The sequence below is a fragment of the Vibrio sp. 05-20-BW147 genome (assembly GCF_013369385.1).
In the GTDB taxonomy this organism is placed as follows: Bacteria; Pseudomonadota; Gammaproteobacteria; order Enterobacterales; family Vibrionaceae; genus Vibrio; species Vibrio floridensis.
Genome location: NZ_SZTO01000026.1, coordinates 14,382 through 34,921, shown reverse-complemented (window position 1 = coordinate 34,921; position 20,540 = coordinate 14,382). Strand labels below are relative to the sequence as shown.

The following is a 20,540-nucleotide window of genomic DNA, read 5'->3' as shown; positions in this document are numbered from 1 at the left end:
CGTGACGACCTTTTTCGGTCACCACGGAGAGCTGCTTCAGATGCTCAACCATAAGGTTCTTGTGAACTCAAGGAACGACCATTGCATCACCAATACCTCTAGTGGGGCATACTGAGCCAAACAAATACGCATATTCAAACTGCTGCTGTTTGACCACTCTTGGTCTTGAGCCACGCTCAGCCCAAAGTCGAGTTGTCGTGTTTTGCTGGCCAAATCTTGCTTCATCTTGAAACCAGACATCGACGTTATCAAGCCCCATGTGACCGGGGATCTTAAGGATCGTTTCAATTTTGATTTTTTTAAAATCGTCTTGGATTTGCTGGGATTGACGAGGGTGCTTGGAGCGTGAAGTTATCCAAGAAAAGCCCATATGGTTGAGTAAGTAGTCGATCGAATCTGGGTGGTAGTGTTTGCCAAATTCATTAACGATATAAGCATGAATATCGTTACCCGTTAATCGACCGCCAGACGAATCCATCGCTTGAGCTTTTATATACTGATTTAATTGTTCTCGCTGCTCCGCGTTAAGAAATGCTGGGCGACCCGTTCTTGGTTTCTCTTGCAGTCCTTCAAGCCCTTCTTCAAGGAATGTTTGTACCCATTTATTCACACTGGTTCTGCTTACCTTAAGGAACTTAGCAATTTGGGTTCGAGAGTGACCATCTTTAAAATGGGCCAATGCGAGCAATCGCATCTTCATTTGAATCGATTTTTGTTGGCTAGCAAGTTTTTTGAAATCAATGCTATTGAGACTGTCCATAGCGTCATTTATCACGAAGAAGTAACAGCCTTAATTAGATCATATTTTTAGTTAGGTTGGTATAATACATTTGCGTTTGACTCATCTGTCAGCATATCAACTAGTCTTTAGCATTACTTTGATAGATTGTTGAGAATGATTATTAATATTTATTTACACTTAGGCCAATCAATCAAATCAGTAGGCCACATATGGATATTTCTCGCCGCCGCTTTCTTCAAACTTCATTGGCGTTTTCCGCATTAACGCTTCTCCCTGCGTGTTCACTTTCGCGTAGAACATCGCTTCATCATGGGCGGTTTGTCTATGAGATGACTGCAGAACCGGCTACTGCTGAGGTGGTGCCTGGTTTTGCTACGGATGTGCTCGCCTTTAATGGTGCTATCCCTGCCCCTACGATTCGTTGTCGACAAGGAGAAGAGGTGATCATTCACTTCACCAACAAACTCAACGAGCCAACGACAATCCATTGGCATGGTTTGCGTGTACCTATTGAGATGGATGGTGTTCCCTTTTTGAGTCAAAAACCCGTTATGCCAGGGGAGAGCTTTACCTATCGCTTTACTCCACCTGACGCAGGGACATTTTGGTATCACCCGCATATGAACAGTGTCAAGCAGCTAGGTATGGGGCTAGTTGGGTTAATCATTGTTGATGAAGCAGAGCCAGTTTCTTTTGATGAAGACCATGCTCTAATGCTTAAGCATTGGCATCTCAATGAGAAAGGTGAGTGGAAATCGTTATTGGTCCCACGCTTGAGTGCCCGTATGGGAACTCCCGGTGAGTGGGGAACTGTGAATGGCGTCCATGAGCCCAGCTATCCGTTGAAAGCGAATGCGATGACGAGACTTAGAATCGCAAATGTGGACAATACCATCACTTATCCTATCGCTATTGAAGGTGTGGACGCATGGGTTATAGCAATAGATGGAAACCCAATAAAAACCCCTTATAAGCTCTCTGAGCACAAGATTGGGCCTGGAATGAGGGTTGATGTCGGGTTAATTGCTCCAGGTGTTGGAGAGCGTTTCTATGTGCGACAAATGAAAGGGAAGTTTCCGTTTCCTCTTTGTGCATTCGAATCGGTTGAATCGGACCTATTAAACCAGAATATATTGCCAACATTGCCGCTCAACCCTATTGCGCCGTTAGATTTAGATACGGCTGAACAAATTGATTTTGTCTTCGAGTGGGAAGGTGCTGTTACTCCGATGGATAAATCTGGCCAAGCTCTGCCGACGTTTTGGTTGGTGAATAAACGCGCTTGGGAGGGGATGAGCCAAGATTCAATTCCAGCACCGTTAGCGACGTTAGAACGAGGGCGGACCTACATATTTAATCTTAAGAACGTGACGCAATACCATCACCCCATTCATTTGCATGGGCACACATTTACCGTATTGGAATTAAATGGCCAGACGCTCGCAGAACCGTTTCATACGGATACTGTTTTGCTAGGTAAGAATGGCAGTGCCAAAGCGGCGTTTGTTGCGGACAACCCCGGTCGCTGGATGTATCACTGCCACGTGATTGAACATATGAAAACCGGATTAATGGGATATATTGAAGTAAAGTGACTCCTGTAACTTTTTTAAATCTTGGCGATTCACAGATACATTGTCTAAATGAAATTATTGTTTTTTGTACTCGATCTCTGTGTGGATGTGGCTACAATGTGGCCATTAGATTTGTGAGGTTGCTATGAGTCAATTTGCGATATTGGGTTTCATCGCTTTGGGCGGCGCATTTGGCGCTTGTTCTCGTTACTTAGTGTCAGAGCTCTGTGTTGTGCTGTTAGGCAGAGGTTTTCCTTATGGCACGTTAACCGTAAACGTGGTCGGTTCTTTTATTATGGGTCTCTTAATTGCCGCCTTTGAGAGTGAGTTGTTGGCGACAGAGCCATGGCGACAAATAATCGGTTTGGGCTTTTTGGGTGCACTAACAACGTTCTCGACATTCTCGATGGATAACGTATTGCTGATGCAGCAAGGCGCATTTTTCAAAATGGGCTTAAACGTAGTGTTAAACGTGACCTTGAGTATCACTGCTGCTTGGGTAGGCTTCCAATTACTTAAATCGTGAAGCAATGGGCGAAATTGAGTTAAATTTTAAACAGGTCGGCTTGGTTTAACCAAGCCGATTTCATATAATCGTTTCACTTGTCGGAGTGCCTTAGGGCTGAGACCGTTTATTCGGGATCCGTTGAACCTGATCAGGTTAGAACCTGCGAAGGGAACAAGAGAAGATACTTGTACCAGTGCGAACTGGTGTCTTATCAAAGCTTGAATCCACAAATTGAAACTCCAAATTGTGTGTTCAACGCCTCTTGTCACAACTTTCCGCCAAGCATTTTTGTCCAAAACCTTTTTATCCAGCATAACAAGAAAGGAAAAATGCTATGTCGAATCGCAAGCAAGCGAGACTGGAAGCTAAACAATTCATCGATACACTCTCTGTGCAGCCGTATCCCAATTCCACCAAAGTGTATGTCGAGGGCTCTCGCTCAGACATTAGAGTGCCAATGCGCGAAATCTCCTTGGCAGACAGCTTAGTTGGCGGGACCAAAGAGGCACCGATCTTTCAGCCAAACGAAGCGGTAAGAGTGTATGACACTTCGGGTGTCTACACGGATCCGACCCATCAAATCGATCTCTATAATGGCCTTCCTAAGTTAAGAGAAGAGTGGATTTCAGAGCGTGCTGATACCGAAGTGCTTGATGATGTCAGCTCGGTCTACACGAAAGAGCGCTTAGAAGATGAAACGCTGGACGAGTTGAGATATGGCAATCTGCCTCGCATCCGTCGTGCCAAAGCTGGGTATTGTGTCACTCAGTTGCATTATGCGCGTAAGGGAATCATCACCCCGGAGATGGAATACATCGCTTTGCGCGAGAACATGGGGCGCGCCAAATATCAAGATGAAGTTTTGACTCAGCAGCATGCAGGGCAAAGCTTTGGTGCGAATCTACCTAAGGAAATTACCCCTGAATTTGTGCGTCGTGAAGTGGCGGAAGGTCGCGCGATCATTCCTTCCAACATTAATCACCCAGAATCTGAGCCGATGATCATCGGCCGCAACTTCCTTGTGAAAGTTAACGCCAACATTGGTAACTCATCGGTGACCTCGTCGATTGAAGAAGAAGTCGAGAAGTTGGTGTGGTCGACTCGTTGGGGTGGTGATACGGTGATGGATCTGTCGACGGGGAGAAACATTCACGAAACTCGTGAATGGATTTTACGCAACAGCCCAGTACCGATTGGAACCGTGCCTATGTATCAAGCACTAGAGAAGGTCAATGGCGTTGCTGAGAACCTAACGTGGGAAGTGATGCGTGATACGTTGATCGAGCAGGCTGAGCAGGGGGTGGATTACTTCACGATTCATGCAGGTTTGCTGCTGCGCTATATCCCAATGACGGCGAAACGCGTGACGGGCATTGTCTCGCGTGGGGGGTCGATCATCGCTAAGTGGTGTTTGGCACATCATCAAGAGAGTTTCCTCTATACCCATTTCCGCGAGATCTGTGAGATTTGTGCGAAGTACGATGTAGCGCTCTCATTAGGTGATGGTTTGCGTCCTGGCTCGATTGCCGATGCCAATGATGAAGCGCAGTTTGCTGAGCTCAGAACATTGGGTGAACTGACCAAAATCGCGTGGGAGTACGATGTCCAAGTGATTATTGAAGGTCCTGGGCATGTACCGATGCACATGATTAAAGAGAACATGGACGAGCAGCTCAAGCATTGTCATGAGGCTCCATTCTATACCTTGGGTCCACTGACCACCGACATTGCCCCTGGCTATGACCACATTACTTCTGGGATTGGTGCAGCCATGATTGGTTGGTATGGCTGTGCCATGCTTTGCTACGTAACGCCAAAAGAACACTTAGGTCTACCTAATAAAGAAGACGTGAAAACCGGCTTGATAACCTACAAACTGGCTGCACACGCGGCGGATTTAGCTAAAGGGCATCCTGGTGCACAAGTACGTGACAATGCCTTGTCAAAAGCACGCTTTGAGTTCCGCTGGCAAGATCAGTTCAATCTCTCTCTTGACCCCGATACGGCGCGTGCATTCCACGATGAAACCTTACCTCAGGAATCAGGCAAGGTCGCACACTTTTGTTCGATGTGTGGTCCAAAATTCTGCTCGATGAAGATTTCGCAAGAGGTTCGTGAGTACGCTAAAGGGCAACAGGGTGAGGCAGGACAGGCGATAGAAGTGAAGCTGTTGGATGACCCATTGGAAGGAATGAAGCAAAAGTCCGCGGAATTCAAAGCGTCGGGTTCGGAGCTGTACCATCCTGCAGTGAGTCACGAAGAAGTGGCAGAGGGTTAAGTATGAGACTGCTGATTCCTTCTGCCATTATTGAGCTGACGGGAGAAATTCAGCAGTGTTTGCTCTTGGCAAAGCAGCAAGGTTTTGCCATTGACCATATAGAGTTGGGCGTTAGCCCAACTCGTACACTGCAACTGATTTCTTCAGCCAAAACAGTCGTATTCGAGACGGATCTTATCCATAACGATAGTCGTCATCTCGGAGCACATGACTTTGCGCTTCACTACCATCATTCGCTTGCTCTGACAGAGGTATCCAGTTATTTGGGCTCAGAGTGTAAGGCCAAGACGCTGTTGATCAATTTGCAAGGGGAGCAAGGTGAGGCGTTTGATGTTTGGCAACATCCTTTAGCCGATGAAACTCGCGCACTACGATTTTCAATACGCCAAAACCACTCTCAAAACGAGAGCGTAGAATCGATTTATCGGCATTTGGCGTGGGTGGTCACGCTCAGTGCACTTGATTTCCCAATCGAAGATTGCCTTACTTTGGCGCGTGCGATGTTGAATGTTTCACGTGAAACATGGGTGTCGGATTTTGCTTTGTTTCCTACCCCAGTATTGCATTTGAATGAGCTCGGCATCTTACCAAGCCACAATCTAGAAGGGCTAACAAAAGCGTTTCCGCGGGTTATCGCTCAACAGTTAGGGCTCTATCCGGTGGTTGATGATGTCAGTTGGATTGAGAAGTTATTGCCTTTGGGGATTAAAACGGTCCAATTGCGGATTAAAGATCCAAACCAAGTCGATTTGGAGCAACAGATTGTGCGTGCGATCCAGCTAGGTCGTGACTATGGCGCGCAAGTCTATATCAACGACTATTGGCAGTTAGCGATTCAGTATCAAGCCTATGGCGTACATCTAGGGCAGGAAGATTTGCAGGTGGCTGATTTGGCCGCCCTGACGAATGCAGGCATTGCGTTAGGGTTATCTACGCATGGTTATTATGAGCTGTTACGCATTGTTCAACTCCAGCCAAGTTACATCGCATTGGGGCACATTTTCCCGACCACCACAAAACAAATGCCTTCATTACCGCAAGGGCTGGTGAGATTAAAACTCTATCAGCAATTGATTGATACCATACCTTATGATGAGTCCATCACCGGCGTTCCCACGGTAGCCATTGGTGGTATTGATCAAAGTAATGCGGCGACGGTATGGCAATGTGGTGTCTCTTCATTAGCGGTAGTGAGAGCGATTACCTTGGCGAAAGATGTGAAAGCGGTAATAGAGTACTTCAAGCAAGTCATGACACCTAACACAACACAGGTGCATTTAGACTCAGTATCCACACATAGCCTTGAGCCAATAAGTGAGGCCAATCATGTTGGATGATCGGCTCTTTACTCGTTATCAAAGACAAATTGCATTGACGGAAATCGGTGAGTTGGGGCAAGCCAACTTACGTCAAGCACATGTGCTGATCATCGGTTGCGGTGGTTTGGGTAACGCAGCGGCGCTTTATTTGGCTGCTGCGGGCGTCGGCCATTTAGTGTTGGTTGACGATGATGTGGTTGAAGAGAGTAATTTGCAGCGTCAAATTGCCTTTCGTCAGCAACATCTCGCCAGCCCCAAAGTGGATGCACTCGCAGAGCAGTTGAAGCAGCTCAATGCAGAATTGCGCGTTCGCACCATTAGCCAACGTTTGGATGAGCAACGTCTCAACTTGGAAGTGATGTTGGCGGACATTGTGCTCGATTGTACGGACAACTTTCCATCGCGCCAACTGATCAACCAAGCCTGCCTGAATCAACGTACCCCATTAGTGTCGGCCTCAGCAATCGGCTGGAAAGGGCAATTCATTGCGTTTGATTTTAGTTCATACCACTCAATCCAATCCCAGCAAGATACCTCGTCGGCAACGAGTTCAGTAAACTCTCCGTGCTACCACTGCCTTTTTCCATTTGCAGAAAATGCCATGCAGACCAAGTGCAGTGATGCTGGGGTGATCGGCCCTGTCGTGGGGCTAATGGGAAATTATCAGGCAATCGCAACGATTCAAAAGCTGGCAACGGGCGCGTTTCAAACCACATGCCATCAGTTGCATCTGTTTGATGGGTTCACGTTAAGTTGGCAGCAATTGGCGGTAGTGAAAGATCCAAGTTGTCGCGTTTGTCAGGTTCAGAAACAGGAATCAAGCAATGAACACCATAGCAATTAGCATCAACGGCGAAAGCTACGAGGTGCCAACCAATGCGACTTTGGCATCCATTATTGAGCATCTTTCACTACCTAACTTGGGTTGTGTGTTTGCAATCAATAATCAAGTTGTCCCACACAGCGAATGGCAAACCAAAACGCTCAGTCGTGGTGATGCTATCTCACTATTTCAGGCGATTGCTGGAGGATAAGCACATGCTCAAAATCGCAGACAAACAATTTCATTCTCGCTTGTTCACGGGCACCGGTAAATTTGCCAACAGCCAATTGATGTCACAAGCCATCGAACAATCAGGTTCACAGCTCGCCACTATGGCGCTGAAAAGGGTGGATATCCACAATCAGCAAGATGACATCTTGTCACCACTGTTGTCAGCGGGTGTTAATTTGCTACCTAATACATCTGGTGCCAAAAACGCCAAAGACGCCATTTTTGCCGCGCATTTAGCGCGTGAAGCATTGGGCACTAATTGGCTGAAGTTGGAAATTCATCCCGATCCGAAATACCTGATGCCTGATCCGATTGAAACTTTGGCGGCAGCAGAGCAGCTAGTCAAAGATGGCTTTGTGGTGTTGCCTTATTGCCATGCAGACCCTGTGTTGTGTAAGCGATTGGAAGAAGTAGGTTGCGCTGCCGTCATGCCCTTGGGGGCGCCAATTGGCTCAAACAAAGGCTTGGTTTCGCAAGACTTCTTACAAATCATTATCGACCAAGCGAAGGTTCCTGTTGTGGTGGATGCGGGGATTGGCGCACCGTCTCATGCTGCCTATGCGATGGAACTGGGTGCTGATGCGGTGCTGGTGAATACCGCGATCGCCGCTGCACGCGATCCCATCGCCATGGCCCGTGCATTCAAATTGGCGGTTGAGGCTGGGCGTTTGGCGTATGAGTCGGGGCTTGCTGGCAAAGTGTCGCATGCGGTGGCATCCAGCCCATTGACCTCTTTTCTCGATGAGTGCCTTTCTTAGCAAAAGAAAGTGCCGTCTGTTGACCGGAGCAACACCATGAGTTTCGTCGAACATTTTAATCAGCTCAATTGGGACGATATTCGATTATCGATCTACGCTAAAACCGCGCTCGATGTTGAGCGAGCGCTGAGTAAAAACAAACTCGATTTAGAAGACTTTAAAGCGCTGATTTCGCCAGCCGCGGAGCACTATCTAGAAGCGATGGCGCAGCGTTCCTATGCGTTAACCCGTAAACGTTTTGGTAATACGTTATCGCTCTATATACCACTGTATCTTTCCAATCTCTGTGCCAATGCGTGTACGTATTGTGGCTTCTCGATGGAGAATCGCCTAAAGCGCCGCACACTCACGGTGCAAGAAATCGATGCAGAAATGGCGGCGATTAAGGCAATGAAGTTTGACAGCGTTTTGCTGGTGACGGGTGAGCATGAAGGCAAGGTTGGTATGAATTATTTCCGCCAAGTGCTGCCGCAAATCAAACGCGCTTTTAACTATCTAGCGATGGAAGTGCAGCCGCTTAGCCAAGAGCATTATCAAGAGTTGAAGCTTTTGGGTTTGGACGCTGTGATGGTTTATCAGGAAACGTATCACCCTGCGACTTACGCACAACATCACTTGCGTGGCAACAAAACTAATTTCAACTATCGTCTCGAAACGCCTGACCGTTTGGCGAGAGCGGGGATCGATAAAATTGGCATTGGTGCACTGATCGGCTTGGAGGAGTGGCGTACGGACTGCTTCTACGTTGCTGCGCATCTGGACTATTTGGAACGTACCTATTGGCAGACACGCTATTCAATTTCATTTCCTCGCTTGCGTCCTTGCGCAGGGGCGTTGCAGCCCAAATCGGTGATGAGTGATAAACAGCTGGTTCAACTGATTTGCGCCTATCGTTTGTTTAATCCAGAAGTCGAGTTGTCGTTGTCTACACGCGAGTCGGCGCTGTTTCGTGATAACGTTCTACCACTGGGTATCACGTCGATGTCAGCAGCATCGAAAACTCAGCCGGGCGGTTATGCCATGCCTGATGTTGAACTCGAGCAGTTTGAGATCAGTGATGAAAGGAGCGCGGCAGAAGTGGAGCAGATGATTCGTAGTAAAGGGTTCGATCCCGTATGGCGCGATTGGCATGCCGCCTATTCTGGGGCTCGGTTCTCTTAACCAAAACATAACCAAAACAGCTAATCTTATCTTAGGCAACACAGTCGTTATCTAGCGAGTCTGAGCGCGGTTCGATAATGTCAGCTAAGAGCAAAAGTGGCATGTGGATATGTTTCACGTGAAACAAAAAGGGTTAAGGCATTTTGCCTTAACCCTTTTTCTATTGTTTGCAAATGACAGTGTCTATTTGTTTGCAAATGACAGTGTCTATTGCTTATCAGTGGCTGAGTGGTAGCGTCGCTTCACGTAGCCAAACTTGCGCGTCACCTTCAACCAATGGGCTAATGTCATCCCACACTTTTTGGTGGTAGTCATTTAGCCAAGCGAGTTCAGGACGCGTGAGCATATCGACATTGATGTTACGTTTGTCGATTGGACAGCGAGTCAGAGATTCAAAGGTCAAGATAGGGAAGTCACCTTGGGTTTGCTTCTCAACCACCAGTTCCAAATTTTCGATACGAATACCAAACGCATCCGCGCGGTAGTAACCCGGTTCGTTAGAGAGCACCATCCCTTCGACAAGGGGTACGTCGATCTGACGTTTTGAAATGCTGGCTGGGCCTTCATGCACGCTCAGGAAGTGGCCTACACCGTGACCAGTACCATGATCATAATCATAGCCTTCCGCCCATAGGTGTTGACGAGCCAGGGTATCAATTTGATAGCCACGGGTGCCTTTCGGGAAACGAGCGCGAGCCACACCAATATGGCCTTTCAGTGCCAAAGTAAACTGCTTGATCATTTCTGATGAAGGTTGGCCGATAGCAACCGTACGAGTGATGTCGGTGGTGCCATCAAGATATTGGCCGCCAGAGTCAACTAAGTAGAGCGTATCCATGCTGAGTTGGCCTGGTTGAGGCTGGTTTTGATGATTGTAGTGACACATCGCAGCGTTGCTGCCGGCTGCCGAAATGGTATCGAAACTCAAATCCTTCAGAGTGGGATCTTCGCGGCGAATGGCTTCCAGTTTGTCGGCCAAAGTTGCTTCATCGTGCAAAATACCTTGTGCCACTTGTGCGTCAAGCCAACTTAGGAACTTGACCATCGCAGCACCATCGCGCAGGTGACATGCTTTCATGCCAGAAATTTCAACCGCATTTTTGGCGGCTTTCGGCATCAAACAAGGATCTGCACCTGGGACAACGACAGCGCCTGCATTTTGCAGAACCAGTTTAAACCATGCGTTACTGGTACTGGCATCAAGCAGGACTTTTTTGCCCGTCAAGCTTTCAAGGCGAGCTTGCAGCGTCTCAGGATGGAAAACGTGCACCCCTTGGCCGACATGAACATCAAACCCTTCAGGTAAGCGAGCAGGATCGAGGAAGAACTCCACTTGGCCATCTGCATGCAGAATCGCGTGTGACAGTAATACAGGTAAGCGAGAGACGTCCAAACCGCGGACGTTGAGCAACCAGCAAATCGAATCCAGTGCGGTGATAACGGCGCTATCAACGCCTTGCTTTGTGATCAGCTGTGCGATGTTCGCACGTTTATCGGCAGAGCTTTGGCCAACGGCCTCTGTCGACATCAATCGAACGTCAGAAACGACTGGCTGTGGGCGATCATGCCACAACTCATCAATCGGATTGCTGTCGAGAATACTAAGCTCAAGCACACCAGCCAATTTCGCTTGTGCCATGTTTAGCCAAGCGGCGTTGTGCATGCGTGGGTCAATGGCCACCGATGCACCACGAGCGAGGTTTTCTTGCAACCATTCAAGAGCTGGCTCTTCAATCAAATGGCGATACTCAAACAAATCGGCAGGAACTTGTTTGGTCACCTGAACAGTGTAGCGACCATCAACAAACATGGCGGCTTTTTCTTGGGTGATAACGGCAGCGCCGGCAGAACCGGTAAAGCCAGTTAGCCAATGTAAGCGTTCGTTATGGTCGGGAACATATTCGCCTAGGTATTCGTCTTCGTGTGGGACGAGTAGGGCGTCGATATTGTGCTGCTGCAACCAAGTGCGAATGGCAACAACACGCTCGTGAGTTGATTTGTGCATCTGTACGATTCCTTTGTTCTTTTTGCTCCGTTTGCTCAGGTTGGGAGCTGCTCCTTATCTTCCATGTAAGGACCACAGACCATAGATGAGCCCGGAGGACTATCGGCGGTTAAGCTACTCATTTTAGCCCAACAGCGCAATCAATTGGCGAAATTTTTACCTAAGATGCAGGGTTTTCTGTGTGATCATGTTGCGTAGCCAACTCAAGGCTGGGTCATTTTCTCTGTCTTTGTGCCAAAACAGAGTGTATGCCATCGGTGGAAATTCGATCGGCAAAGGCAGCACCTGTAAATCGAGTTGTTTAGCGGCCAGCAAGACAAAGTGGCTGGGTGCGGTGAAGACAAAGTCGGTGTAGGAACAGAGGTTCGCGGCGCTATTGAAGTCGGGTACGGTGATGGCGATATCGCGCTCACGGCCAATATCTGCGAGGCGATAATCTAACAGCCAGCGTTCATTGCCGTCACAGCGTACTTGCACGTGGCGCAGCGATAAGTAGTTTTCCAAATGCCAAGGCTGCTGCAGCGCTGGGTGGTTTTTTCGCACTACGCACATCTGATTGTCACGATAAATTTCTTGCTCACAAATATCAAACGGCGGCAGCATGGTGAGCTTGGCATCGTTGATGTCGATGTCTTTGCCTGTCATACCCAAATCCAGTTCACCGCGCTGCAACATTTTGAAGGTCTGTTCTGACCATGAATGAGTGCTGATGGTGACGTTGGGCGCTTGCTGGAAAATCGATGGCAGAAAGTGCGGCAAGATCAGGGGATACACACTTTCCACTGCGGCAATACGAAAGCGGTATTCGCTGCTTTCGGGGTGAAACTCTTCCGGCAAAGTAAGGTGCTCTAACTGGTTGATCAACAGATCCAGTTTCGGTTTGAGAAACAGCGCTCGCGCTGTCGGAGTGAGCCCGTGTGAATGTCGAACGAATAAGGGATCATCGAACTGTTGGCGCAGTTTTGCCAGCGCTTTACTCACCGCTGATTGACTTAAACAAAGTCGATGCGCAGTGCGAGTCACATTGAGTTCCTCGAACAGCACTTTCAAGCAGACCAGAAGATTAAGGTCGAGGCGGGAGAGTTTTTCGATGTTCATTCTGAATTTCCCAATAAGAATATCAGCGATGAATATACATCATTTCCGTTCATATCACGAGGCGGTTAAACTCTCATCAAAGTTCTTGTTCAATTTGGAGTGTTTTGTGTCAGGTCAGAGCCAAACCAGTAAATTACAAATGGCGTTGTTAACCTTGCTTGTGTTGTTCAGCCCGTTGGCAATTGATATTTATCTTCCCGCGTTGCCACTTATTTCCAATACCTTTTCGGTTGAACACGCATTAGCACAAGACACGATTACTTGGTTCCTATTTGCGATGGGCGTCGGTCAACTGTTTGCCGGTCCGTTAGCAGATAAACTCGGACGTCGAACTGTTGCATTGGGCGGTATCACCATCTATGCACTGAGCGCTTTATTGGCGTGGAGCGCGCAGAATATTGAATGGTTGTTGGTATCCCGTCTGCTACAAGGCTTAGGTGCGTGTGCGACATCGGTAGCAGCCTTTGCGACAGTTCGCGATATTTTCGGCCCAGAGAAAAGTGGCAAAATGATCAGCTATCTTAACGGGGCCATTTGTTTCATTCCGGCGCTTGCCCCCATTCTGGGGAGCTGGCTAACCCAGCAGTTTGGCTGGCGCGCTAATTTCAGTTTTATGGCGGGGTTTGCCGTTGTCGTCGGTACGCTGATGCTGTTTAACATGCGCGAGACCAACCCGGCAACGGAAAAACAAGCGGTGTTTAAACTTAGCCGCTACTGGGCCGTGTTGAGTACCCCTTCATTTGTTTTCCATGCCACGCTGTGTTTGCTGGCGATGGCGGTGATCCTTGCTTACGTGACCTCGGCACCTGTGGTGTTGATGGAAGGGCTTGGCCTAACCATGAACCAATTTACTTTCTGGTTTGGTATCAACGCGGCGATCAATATCGCGGCTTGTATGCTGGCACCTAAGTTCATGGATAAATGGGGCACCCACAATACACTGGTGGTGGGCGTGGTGACTCTGGCGATCGCTGGCGTTGTCATGTTGGTGATGGCAGAAACCGCGACGCCATTTGCCTTTATGTTGCCTATCTTCCTGTCATCCGTCGGCTTTGCTTGGATTCTCGGTGCCGCTGCAGGTAAAGCGTTAGAGCCATTTGGCGATAAAGCCGGCACGGCCGCCGCACTGCTGGGCCTATTCCAAATGAGTGGTGCGGGTCTGTTAGTGGGCACCATGCAGCGTTTTGCGTTGGAGCCTCAACTGATGATAACGATTCAAATGTGGCTGTTGGTTCCGGCATTAGGGATTCTGTTTTCAAAATTGGGCCGCCAGTGGCACAGCAAAGGCGTGGTGGCTTAACACGCAACGCCAATTTAGAGTTTTACTGTATAGCGAAGCCGTGTATATTTGTCGCTCACTCCACCATTCGACACTTAACGGAATTGATAGGTAATGTCGTTAACCACATATGAAATGGCTCGAATCCTTGAACAAATGGAAGAGTCACCAGAGAAAATTATGTTCGGCAAGTTGCTCGTTGAACTGGGCAATCAAAGTGAAGAGCGTATTCGCAGTGCAGCAAAACAGGTGCCACTGCATGTTCTCAGAGATATCGTTTATCAGTTTCAGCAGGTTATCAATTCTCGGAAAGGAGAGCAGGTTGAATCCATGGCGAAAGAGCTTGCCGAGCAAGGTATTTCCGCTGACGAGCTGCTTGCTTATCTACAGAACAAATAAAAGAATCCCCGCCAGTTTGAGCGGGGATTTTTCTTTCTAGCGTTTCTCTATTTCTTGGCGAAAACAGTGATCGAGCGAAATTCGCCCCGCGCCCCAAAGAAACGTCATCAGCAGCATCAGCCCCCATAGTTGATGATCGTAAAAGCCTTTCTCCCACAAAAGCGGGTAGGAGATCACAGCCATCGCGTTAAAGGCAAATAGCACTAGGCTGGTGATGCGGGTGAATACGCCGAGGGCGAGTAAGATCGGTAAGCTGAGCTCGGCCGCCGTGGCGAGATAAGCGGCCAACTCCCAGGGTAAAATAGGCACCTGATATTCCAACTCGAACAGATAGAGAGTGCTATCCCATGAGGCGATTTTGCTTAATCCAGCATTGAAGAAAACCCACGCCACCCAAAGGCGACAAAATAGTAATACTCCGGGCACCGCCCAAGATTGTAAGTGGGTAACGGTAGTGTCATAACGATTCAGCCATTCACGCATCGGAGCCTCCTTGTGGTGCGAGAGAAAAACCCGCGAAAATACCCAGTTCGAACAGAAAAGCCAGTTCAGCAAGCAAAGGTGCGGGTATCTGTGCGAGGGGAAGTGGTTGTTCAAGCAAACAGACTAACTCGTATTGTGCGGGCGTCATCGTTATGCAGCGCGGCGGCGTTGCTTGATGGCAGAGCAATATCCCTTGCTCGCTTTGCGCAATCTCAAGTTGATCGAATTGCTGTGTTTCAATCGCAGTAAAGAGTGAAAAAACGGCGTAGTGGGAACGAAAAGCCGTGCAACCGGGAAAAAGGTGCAGCACCAACGCCTGATGCTGTGCTGGTTCGAGTTGCGAAAGTTGCTCTAGGGATTGCCAGTATTGTGGCATCTGAAACTCATTTTGTTGCTGTTGGCTTTCATCGAGCTGATCTTCCAAGCGCGCAAACTCAACACAGTAGGGTACCGCTTGGCTCACATTGGGAAAACGTTCTAACGTCTTGGCAAATCCCCGCCCGTATTGCGACACATCTCCAGTGTGTAATGGCACAGAGAGTACATGTTGGCGCGCCATTTGTTCGAAGCATTCTTCTCCCAGCAACGCTAAGGTATTGGGGTAAGTAAGCGCTAACACTTCAATGAGACTCATGACAAAATTATTGCGGTAAATTTGTATCCGCTGCTCGGCAGTGAATTGGTCACTGACAATGCCGCAGGACTCAGCACTGGCTTGATAATGCAGTGCGTGGCGAAACTGATGTTGAAACTCGGCGAGTTGCATTTGGCCTCCTGTTAACCTAACGCGAATGAAGGGTGCATTGGGTTGGTATGAAGCAGAGACGCTCGCAACAGAGTGTCGGCTTTTTTCGCTTCGTTAAGCAGCACATCGACGGGGGGCAAATCCAAATCCCACTCAATCAAGGTGTGTCGGCTACCGTGCTGGGCAATCCACTGCTGATACAATTGCCAAACTTCGGCAGACACCGGCTGGCTATGGGTATCAATCCAGATCTCGCCTTGCTCTAATGGTTTGATGGTGAAGCCGGCAAGGTGAATTTCGTCAACGCACGCTGCTGGTATCGCTTCAAGGTAGGTTTGGCAATCAAAACCATGGTTAAACGCAGAAACATAGACATTGTTCAGATCGAGCAACAAGCGGCAGTCGGTACGACGCTGCACCTCAGTCAAAAACTGCCATTCACTGATGGTGGAATGTTGATACTTGAGATAGCTGGAAGGGTTCTCGATCAAGATCGGCCGTTTTAGTGCGTCTTGCACATGCAGCACGTTACGGCAAAAAACCTCGAGTGCTTCCTCTGTGTAGGGCAAAGGCAGCAAATCATTAAAGTAGTGGCCACCGTTTTCGCTCCAGCTGAGATGATCCGAAACCAAAAACGGTTGTAAGTCATCAACCAACTGTTTTAAGCGTAATAAATGTTGTGGATTAACCCCAGCCACAGAGCCGAGAGACAAACCAATCCCGTGGCAACTGATTTGGTAATGCTCCGCCATTTGGTTGAGTTGCTGGCGGTGGAAAGAATTGGGTTGGAAGTAATTTTCGCTGTGGATCTCCAACCAAGACAACGCAGGTCGATGGTGATGAAAATGATCATGATGGGGCAGTCTAAGCCCAACACCAATATGGGGATGAAACTCAGTGTTCGACATCGTTAGACTCCCTGCGGCAAAATTTGCGGACGGTGTGACATGAGGTGAGAAAGGAGGAGCACGGTTGAGCCTCTGTGCTCCTGCTGTTTTGCGGTGGTGTTCACCTCAATAAGGGGGTTAAGAAGATTGTGTATTACCACCGGCCAATTTGCCGCATAAGCCTTTAGGAACAACCACGAAAGCGTCTTTTTGGTTGTCTTCTTTTGCCGTACCAGCGCAAGAGCTGGTTTTGGTGGCGCAGTCATTTTTGCCCGCTTTAGCCACGCCGTAGCATTTCTCTTTTTCTGCCGCCATTGCAGGTGCCGCAGTCAGCATAGTGCCACCCATTGCGATTAAACCGGTAACAACAGCAGTAACAGCAAGATTTGATTTTTTCATGGTTCTTTCCTCAGACTGATTTTCCTTTACTTATTGAGCTCGTGCGTCCGAGTGGACTCACTTGCTTGGTTAAAAGGACAGCAAGTTGCAGGAAAAACTTTCAAAAAAATGGCGATTATTTTTAATAAATTCATCACATCTGTAACTATCTCCATGATTTGTAATTGGTTGATGCCTTTTTCTTAAATTGCAATTTAGTCTGAAAAGCGAGCACGGTTTAGGTTATAATCCTTATTTCTGTATAAATAACCAGTAGCTTCTTATCATGATCGATCCTTCACTTCTTCTCGATGGCTTGAACGACAAACAGCGTGAGGCTGTTGCTGCACCTTTGGAAAACTTGCTGGTGTTGGCAGGCGCAGGCAGTGGTAAAACGCGCGTTCTTGTGCATCGCATTGCTTGGCTAATGTCAGTAGAGCAGGCTTCACCGTTTTCTATTATGTCTGTGACCTTTACCAATAAGGCGGCGGCGGAGATGCGCGGTCGAATCGAAGAGTTGATGATGGGCAGCGCGTCGGGCATGTGGAATGGCACCTTCCACGGTATTTGCCACCGAATTCTCAGAGCGCACTATCTGGATGCCAAGCTGCCGGAAGATTTCCAAATTATTGATAGCGACGACCAACAACGTTTGCTTAAGCGACTGATCAAAGCGCAAAACCTGGATGACAAACAGTGGCCAGCGCGCCAAGTCGCTTGGTGGATCAATGGCAAAAAAGACGAAGGATTACGCCCTGCGCACATCGATGCCTACCACGATCCCGTGACCAAAACCTACCTACAGTTGTACACCGCCTACCAAGAAGCGTGCGATCGCGCAGGCTTGGTCGACTTTGCGGAAATCTTGTTGCGTGCGCATGAGCTACTGCGTGAAAACAAATTCATCCGCGAACACTATCAAGCGCGCTTTAAACACATCTTGGTGGATGAGTTCCAAGACACCAACAACATTCAATACGCTTGGCTGCGTATGATGGCAGGGCCTGAGTGTCATGTGATGATCGTCGGCGATGATGACCAGTCGATTTACGGTTGGCGTGGCGCGAAAGTGGAAAACATCGAAAAGTTCACCCTTGAGTTTCCGAGCGTCAACACCATTCGCCTCGAGCAAAACTACCGTTCGACCAAAACCATCCTAGAAGCCTCAAACGCGTTGATTGCCAACAATACCGAGCGCATGGGCAAAGAGCTGTGGACCGATGGCGTCGAAGGTGAACCGATCTCGATTTATTCTGCTTACAACGAATTGGATGAAGCGCGTTTTGCGGTGAACAAAATCAAAGAGTGGCAGGACAAAGGCGGCGTGTTGAACGACGCAGCGATGCTTTATCGCAATAACGCCCAGTCGCGTGTACTGGAAGAAGCGTTGATTCAAGCGGGTTTGCCTTATCGCATTTACGGCGGGATGCGATTCTTCGAGCGCCAAGAGATCAAAGATGCATTGAGCTATCTGCGCCTCATCGCCAACCGCAATGACGACGCGGCCTTTGAACGTGTGGTCAATACCCCAACGCGTGGCTTAGGGGACAAAACGTTGGAAACGGTGCGTTTTGCCGCGCGCGATCGTGGCTGTACCTTGTGGGAAGCCAGTATCGCTTTGATTGAAGAGAAAGTGTTAACGGGGCGTGCTGCTGGAGCGTTAAGTCGCTTTATCGAGCTGATCACGGCGCTGGAAGACGACAGCTTTGAAATGCCACTGCACATTCAAACCGACCATGTGATCAAATCCTCAGGCTTGTACACCATGTATGAGCAAGAGAAAGGCGAGAAGTCCAAGGCTCGCATTGAGAACTTGGAAGAGCTGGTCACGGCGACACGTCAGTTTGAAAAACCGGAAGAAGCCGAAGAGATGAGTTTGCTCACTGCTTTCTTAACCCATGCTGCTTTGGAAGCGGGTGAAGGTCAAGCGGACGATTTCGAAGACGCGGTACAACTGATGACCTTACACAGCGCCAAAGGATTGGAGTTCCCATTGGTGTTTATGGTGGGCGTGGAAGAAGGCATGTTCCCGAGTCAGATGTCTGCCGAAGAAGCGGGCCGCTTAGAAGAAGAGCGCCGTTTGTGCTACGTGGGCATGACTCGGGCAATGCAGAAGCTCTATATTACCTACGCTGAAATGCGTCGTTTGTACGGGCAAGACAAATATCATAAACCATCACGTTTTATCCGAGAGCTGCCAGAAAGCTGCTTGGACGAAGTGCGCATGAAAGCGCAAGTGAGTCGCCCAGCCAGCAGTGGTCGCTTTAGCCAAACGGTGGTCAAAGAGAGCTTCAATGAAACGGGCTTTTCGCTCGGCTCTCGTGTGCGTCACCCGAAGTTTGGTGAAGGGACGATCATCAACTTTGAAGGCAGTGGGCCACAAAGTCGCGTTCAAGTGGCCTTTAATGGGGAAGGCATTAAGTGGTTGGTGACCGCTTACGCGAGGTTGGAAAAACTGTGATGGTTTATCGATCCCCAATCTATCTGCAAACGGCGCTGAAGGCGCCGTTTTTTATGTCGCAGTGAGCGGAGACAAATAGCAAGCAAAGAAAAACCCCGAGGGCTTTCGCCCATCGGGGTTATGGTCTTACTTGCAGCAATCCAGCTACTAAAGTGCTCCCTGCATCAAATCCTTGATAGTATGCTGAATCCGTCAGCTTAATCCTTTCGTCGCCTTCCTAGCGGTGTCCTTGACCTATCCTGGTCTACCAACAATCCTCGTTGGCTCACATCACTTGTTCCCTGAGCGGTGTCCCTGACATCTTCCTGATGTTCAGTCCTTGCCTCATCCAGAGGTGTCCATTGCCTTCCTTAGTAGTAACTATCCTAGCTACTATTGCGTCCGTTCAATGTCCAATTTGCTTTCCATGCCGACTATTCATCCTGAATAACCGTATCTTCTTCCTGAAGATGACCTAATCCGTAGTCATTTCCTGTTCCGTGTCAGCATCCTTCCGACGTATTCATAGTAACTTTTTCCCCAGCACCAACAACGGATCCAGCGCACATTTCTACATGCATAACATGGCTAAAAAGCATGCGTATTCAATAAAATCATAAAGTTAGTGTTGTTTTCTCTCCGGTGTCTTACATAAAAAACGACATTGGCTTACTTGTTTGTGAGAGATCTCTTACACGGCGAAGAGCAAAAGACTATGCAACTTGGCTGATGACTTGATGAATCACCGTGTTGTAGAGGATGCCTGCGCCAATTAAGCAGAATAAAATGCCGCAAATGCCATCAATATAGACACTCGCTTTGTGTAAATGCTGTTGCATTCGGCGGCCAGAGAGCGCCCACGCTAAGCTGGCAAACCAAAGAAATGACAAGGCAAATAAAATCATCACCGCTGTGGCCTTGCCAGAGAGCGACATGGTTGCTGGGATTAAGCTCGATAGCAGGCTGACAAAAAACACTAACGCCTTGGGATTGAGAATGTTGGTGGCAAAGCCCTTGAGAAAGGCTTGGCGTTTCGTGTTCAGATCGTCCTGCCGTTGAGTGGCAGTGGGATTCACCGACGGCTGACGCCAATGACGTAATACGGAACGCAACGCGCCAATACCCAAATAGAGCAAATAGCTGCCACCCAGCAGTTGCAATAAGGCATACAACATCGGTTGCTGGTGGACCAAGTAACTCACGCCCGTCAGGCTTAATAGAGAATGCAGCAAAATGCCAACAGACAAACCGAGGGCAATAAAAAGGCCCGTTTGGCGGCCATAGCGGCTTGCGTTTTGCACGACCAGTGCCACATCGGGGCCAGGACTCATCAAAGCAATAAAGTGGACGCTTGCCAGCGTCAGTAAAATCGTCAGTTCGTTCATGAGTGTTTCTCGTGCATCATCAAAATCGAGCGTTGATTGTCTCGGGT

19 protein-coding genes and 1 riboswitch are annotated in these 20,540 nt (G+C 48.5%); of the genes, 11 read left to right on the top strand and 8 right to left on the bottom strand.

The features are described from left to right. Positions 1–67: 67 nt before the first annotated feature. Positions 68–694 (bottom strand): IS630 family transposase, encoded by a 627-nt coding sequence (locus FC652_RS18355; RefSeq protein ID WP_255199188.1) that lies wholly within the window; start codon positions 692–694, stop codon positions 68–70. Between the two features lie 257 nt (positions 695–951). Between FC652_RS18355 and FC652_RS18350 the strand changes: the two genes are divergently transcribed. The 8 genes from FC652_RS18350 to thiH all read left to right on the top strand — a co-directional run bounded on the left by FC652_RS18350 (position 952) and on the right by thiH (position 9,394). Beyond that, positions 952–2,337: a multicopper oxidase family protein gene (locus FC652_RS18350; RefSeq protein ID WP_176299699.1), complete on the top strand. Its 1,386-nt coding sequence runs from the start codon at positions 952–954 to the stop codon at positions 2,335–2,337. 124 nt (positions 2,338–2,461) lie between these two features. Further along, positions 2,462–2,842 carry a fluoride efflux transporter CrcB gene (crcB, locus tag FC652_RS18345; RefSeq protein WP_011079011.1) on the top strand — a complete coding sequence of 127 codons (381 nt, stop codon included), beginning with the start codon at positions 2,462–2,464 and terminating at the stop codon, positions 2,840–2,842. A 71-nt stretch (positions 2,843–2,913) separates the two neighbouring features. After that, a riboswitch (TPP riboswitch) is annotated at positions 2,914–3,012 on the top strand. 146 nt (positions 3,013–3,158) lie between these two features. Next, positions 3,159–5,102 (top strand): phosphomethylpyrimidine synthase ThiC, encoded by a 1,944-nt coding sequence (gene thiC / locus FC652_RS18340; RefSeq protein ID WP_176299698.1) that lies wholly within the window; start codon positions 3,159–3,161, stop codon positions 5,100–5,102. Between the two features lie 2 nt (positions 5,103–5,104). After that, on the top strand, positions 5,105–6,439 hold the full coding sequence (locus FC652_RS18335; protein WP_176299697.1) for a thiamine phosphate synthase: 1,335 nt from the start codon (positions 5,105–5,107) through the stop codon (positions 6,437–6,439). Next, on the top strand, positions 6,429–7,265 hold the full coding sequence (locus tag FC652_RS18330; protein WP_176299696.1) for a HesA/MoeB/ThiF family protein: 837 nt from the start codon (positions 6,429–6,431) through the stop codon (positions 7,263–7,265). Before FC652_RS18335 ends, FC652_RS18330 begins: the two co-directional genes overlap by 11 nt. After that, entirely contained in the window at positions 7,246–7,455 is a 210-nt protein-coding gene (thiS, locus tag FC652_RS18325; protein WP_011079007.1) for a sulfur carrier protein ThiS, read from the top strand. Before FC652_RS18330 ends, thiS begins: the two co-directional genes overlap by 20 nt. Positions 7,456–7,459: 4 nt before the next feature. Continuing rightward, entirely contained in the window at positions 7,460–8,233 is a 774-nt protein-coding gene (locus FC652_RS18320; RefSeq protein ID WP_011079006.1) for a thiazole synthase, read from the top strand. Positions 8,234–8,269: 36 nt separating this feature from the next. Continuing rightward, positions 8,270–9,394 carry a 2-iminoacetate synthase ThiH gene (gene thiH, locus FC652_RS18315; protein ID WP_072615020.1) on the top strand — a complete coding sequence of 375 codons (1,125 nt, stop codon included), beginning with the start codon at positions 8,270–8,272 and terminating at the stop codon, positions 9,392–9,394. Positions 9,395–9,611: 217 nt separating this feature from the next. Here the strand turns inward: thiH and FC652_RS18310 are convergent, their stop codons facing one another. Next, positions 9,612–11,399, bottom strand: a complete 1,788-nt coding sequence (locus tag FC652_RS18310; protein ID WP_103199853.1) for an aminopeptidase P family protein — start codon at positions 11,397–11,399, stop codon at positions 9,612–9,614. Between the two features lie 156 nt (positions 11,400–11,555). Beyond that, complete coding sequence (locus FC652_RS18305; RefSeq protein ID WP_011079003.1) at positions 11,556–12,497, bottom strand: LysR family transcriptional regulator; 942 nt, start codon at positions 12,495–12,497, stop codon at positions 11,556–11,558. Positions 12,498–12,636: 139 nt separating this feature from the next. Here FC652_RS18305 and FC652_RS18300 point away from each other — a divergent pair, with 139 nt between their 5' ends. Then, positions 12,637–13,797 carry a multidrug effflux MFS transporter gene (locus FC652_RS18300; protein WP_176299701.1) on the top strand — a complete coding sequence of 387 codons (1,161 nt, stop codon included), beginning with the start codon at positions 12,637–12,639 and terminating at the stop codon, positions 13,795–13,797. A 93-nt stretch (positions 13,798–13,890) separates the two neighbouring features. Next, positions 13,891–14,175 (top strand): hypothetical protein, encoded by a 285-nt coding sequence (locus FC652_RS18295; protein WP_011079001.1) that lies wholly within the window; start codon positions 13,891–13,893, stop codon positions 14,173–14,175. Positions 14,176–14,211: 36 nt separating this feature from the next. On the opposite strand, the gene FC652_RS18290 is transcribed toward FC652_RS18295, so the two are convergent. The 4 genes from FC652_RS18290 to FC652_RS18275 form a co-directional block, all read right to left on the bottom strand. Continuing rightward, on the bottom strand, positions 14,212–14,658 hold the full coding sequence (locus tag FC652_RS18290) for a DoxX family protein (protein ID WP_013572613.1): 447 nt from the start codon (positions 14,656–14,658) through the stop codon (positions 14,212–14,214). Next, positions 14,651–15,424: a DNA-binding domain-containing protein gene (locus FC652_RS18285; protein ID WP_176299695.1), complete on the bottom strand. Its 774-nt coding sequence runs from the start codon at positions 15,422–15,424 to the stop codon at positions 14,651–14,653. Before FC652_RS18285 ends, FC652_RS18290 begins: the two co-directional genes overlap by 8 nt. Positions 15,425–15,435: 11 nt before the next feature. After that, the gene (locus FC652_RS18280; RefSeq protein ID WP_072611454.1) at positions 15,436–16,311 is read right to left on the bottom strand and encodes a DUF692 domain-containing protein; all 876 of its coding nucleotides are present in this window, start codon (positions 16,309–16,311) and stop codon (positions 15,436–15,438) included. 117 nt (positions 16,312–16,428) lie between these two features. Beyond that, positions 16,429–16,689: a DUF2282 domain-containing protein gene (locus tag FC652_RS18275; protein WP_011078997.1), complete on the bottom strand. Its 261-nt coding sequence runs from the start codon at positions 16,687–16,689 to the stop codon at positions 16,429–16,431. A gap of 265 nt (positions 16,690–16,954) precedes the next feature. Between FC652_RS18275 and uvrD the strand changes: the two genes are divergently transcribed. Continuing rightward, entirely contained in the window at positions 16,955–19,129 is a 2,175-nt protein-coding gene (gene uvrD, locus FC652_RS18270) for a DNA helicase II (protein WP_011078996.1), read from the top strand. 692 nt (positions 19,130–19,821) lie between these two features. Here the strand turns inward: uvrD and FC652_RS18265 are convergent. Beyond that, positions 19,822–20,493 (bottom strand): LysE family translocator, encoded by a 672-nt coding sequence (locus tag FC652_RS18265; RefSeq protein WP_176299694.1) that lies wholly within the window; start codon positions 20,491–20,493, stop codon positions 19,822–19,824. Positions 20,494–20,540: the final 47 nt, after the last annotated feature.

Coding starts and splice junctions, on each gene's coding strand:
- FC652_RS18355 (WP_255199188.1), bottom strand. CDS start 694: ATGCGATTGCTCGCATTGGCCCATTTTAAAGATGGTCACTCTCGAACC.
- FC652_RS18350 (WP_176299699.1), top strand. CDS start 952: ATGGATATTTCTCGCCGCCGCTTTCTTCAAACTTCATTGGCGTTTTCC.
- crcB (WP_011079011.1), top strand. CDS start 2,462: ATGAGTCAATTTGCGATATTGGGTTTCATCGCTTTGGGCGGCGCATTT.
- thiC (WP_176299698.1), top strand. CDS start 3,159: ATGTCGAATCGCAAGCAAGCGAGACTGGAAGCTAAACAATTCATCGAT.
- FC652_RS18335 (WP_176299697.1), top strand. CDS start 5,105: ATGAGACTGCTGATTCCTTCTGCCATTATTGAGCTGACGGGAGAAATT.
- FC652_RS18330 (WP_176299696.1), top strand. CDS start 6,429: ATGTTGGATGATCGGCTCTTTACTCGTTATCAAAGACAAATTGCATTG.
- thiS (WP_011079007.1), top strand. CDS start 7,246: ATGAACACCATAGCAATTAGCATCAACGGCGAAAGCTACGAGGTGCCA.
- FC652_RS18320 (WP_011079006.1), top strand. CDS start 7,460: ATGCTCAAAATCGCAGACAAACAATTTCATTCTCGCTTGTTCACGGGC.
- thiH (WP_072615020.1), top strand. CDS start 8,270: ATGAGTTTCGTCGAACATTTTAATCAGCTCAATTGGGACGATATTCGA.
- FC652_RS18310 (WP_103199853.1), bottom strand. CDS start 11,399: ATGCACAAATCAACTCACGAGCGTGTTGTTGCCATTCGCACTTGGTTG.
- FC652_RS18305 (WP_011079003.1), bottom strand. CDS start 12,497: ATGAACATCGAAAAACTCTCCCGCCTCGACCTTAATCTTCTGGTCTGC.
- FC652_RS18300 (WP_176299701.1), top strand. CDS start 12,637: ATGGCGTTGTTAACCTTGCTTGTGTTGTTCAGCCCGTTGGCAATTGAT.
- FC652_RS18295 (WP_011079001.1), top strand. CDS start 13,891: ATGTCGTTAACCACATATGAAATGGCTCGAATCCTTGAACAAATGGAA.
- FC652_RS18290 (WP_013572613.1), bottom strand. CDS start 14,658: ATGCGTGAATGGCTGAATCGTTATGACACTACCGTTACCCACTTACAA.
- FC652_RS18285 (WP_176299695.1), bottom strand. CDS start 15,424: ATGCAACTCGCCGAGTTTCAACATCAGTTTCGCCACGCACTGCATTAT.
- FC652_RS18280 (WP_072611454.1), bottom strand. CDS start 16,311: ATGTCGAACACTGAGTTTCATCCCCATATTGGTGTTGGGCTTAGACTG.
- FC652_RS18275 (WP_011078997.1), bottom strand. CDS start 16,689: ATGAAAAAATCAAATCTTGCTGTTACTGCTGTTGTTACCGGTTTAATC.
- uvrD (WP_011078996.1), top strand. CDS start 16,955: ATGATCGATCCTTCACTTCTTCTCGATGGCTTGAACGACAAACAGCGT.
- FC652_RS18265 (WP_176299694.1), bottom strand. CDS start 20,493: ATGAACGAACTGACGATTTTACTGACGCTGGCAAGCGTCCACTTTATT.